The sequence below is a fragment of the Oleiphilus sp. HI0128 genome, from assembly GCF_001635365.1.
In genome coordinates, this window is sequence record NZ_LWGG01000917.1 from 1 (window position 1) to 1,150 (window position 1,150).

The 1,150-nt window shown below is 45.7% G+C and carries 1 protein-coding gene; it reads right to left on the reverse strand.

Annotation, left to right across the window (positions count from 1 at the left end):
- Positions 1–1,120, reverse strand: a 1,120-nt coding sequence (locus tag A3763_RS14935; protein WP_068634039.1) for a TRAP transporter substrate-binding protein, incomplete at its 3' end; no start/stop codon positions are given.
- Between the last annotated feature and the right edge of the window lie 30 nt (positions 1,121–1,150).

Here is a 1,150-nt window from a genome sequence, read left to right on the forward strand (position 1 = left end):
AAAAGTCGATAATGCCTTGGACAGGCTCATCTATCGTAATCTGCATTAACTCTTCATTACTGAGATTTTTGTACTTATCTGCTAGCTTGGCAATGCTCTTAACCAGCCCTCGGCAATCTTTTCCTGCCGCCTCACACTTATCCATATAGCGCTTAACAGTTGGCTGAAATGCCTTGACCCATGCTTGCTGCTCAGGCTCACTAAACTTTATAATTTCAACACCCTGCTCGGCCAAGGTATTTTGTGCAGTTTGTGCAAATTCTTCAGTGCGCTGCACAACAGCCAAAGCCAATTTCTGCTGAAAGTCCGACAGTAACTGCTTGGTTGGTTTATTCAGCCGATCAAAGCTACGACGATTCATACAAGTCTCAATGGTCGTTGGTGCAATATTCAACTCTGTATAGTACTTGGCTTGCTCATAAATTTTAAAAGGAATAAAGCCCATATCAACCCAAACGATTGCATCAACCACGCCTTGCTGTAGGGCTGAATAGATCTCTGGAAACGGAATACGAACAACAGAGTAGCCTAAGTCTTCTGCCGCACCCGGCGCATTCATAAATGACACCACCTTTTTGCCTTTTAAGTCTTCAGGTCTACGAATAGGTGTTTTGCTCATTAAGCTTAGAGGTCTCACTGGCATAACATGTGCTGGATAAACACCTCGTCGAGTGAACTCCTCAGCCAAGCCATCAGCCATTAGCTCGTTCACAATTCGTGCAGTTAAGTAAGGGTTGGAAGGGGCTATATAGGGGAGCTGGATGGTTTTAAACAACTCAAAACCTTTTGCTTCGGCCAGTGTATAACACGTCCCAAAATCAGCCACGCCAGCGCGTAAAGCTTTGAAGCCTCCGGTGACACCATAGAGAGACCCACCGCCATACATTTTAATTTGCAATTCGTTGTTGGTTTTACGTTGTATCCAATCAATCCCTTTCTGCCAAACCGGTGGTAAATGAGAAACAGGAGGCGCCGGGTGTGCAAACTTCCACTGTGTCACTTTGCCACTCGTCGGGATCGAACCACCCTCCTCTAGCAACCAGGCGTCAACAGGTGTCGCGGAATAGGAAGTTGACGCGCCACTCATGAAGGCCAACACAAACCCAAGCATACGAAGCATTGCTTTAATTCTCTTAAACAACTCTTTTTA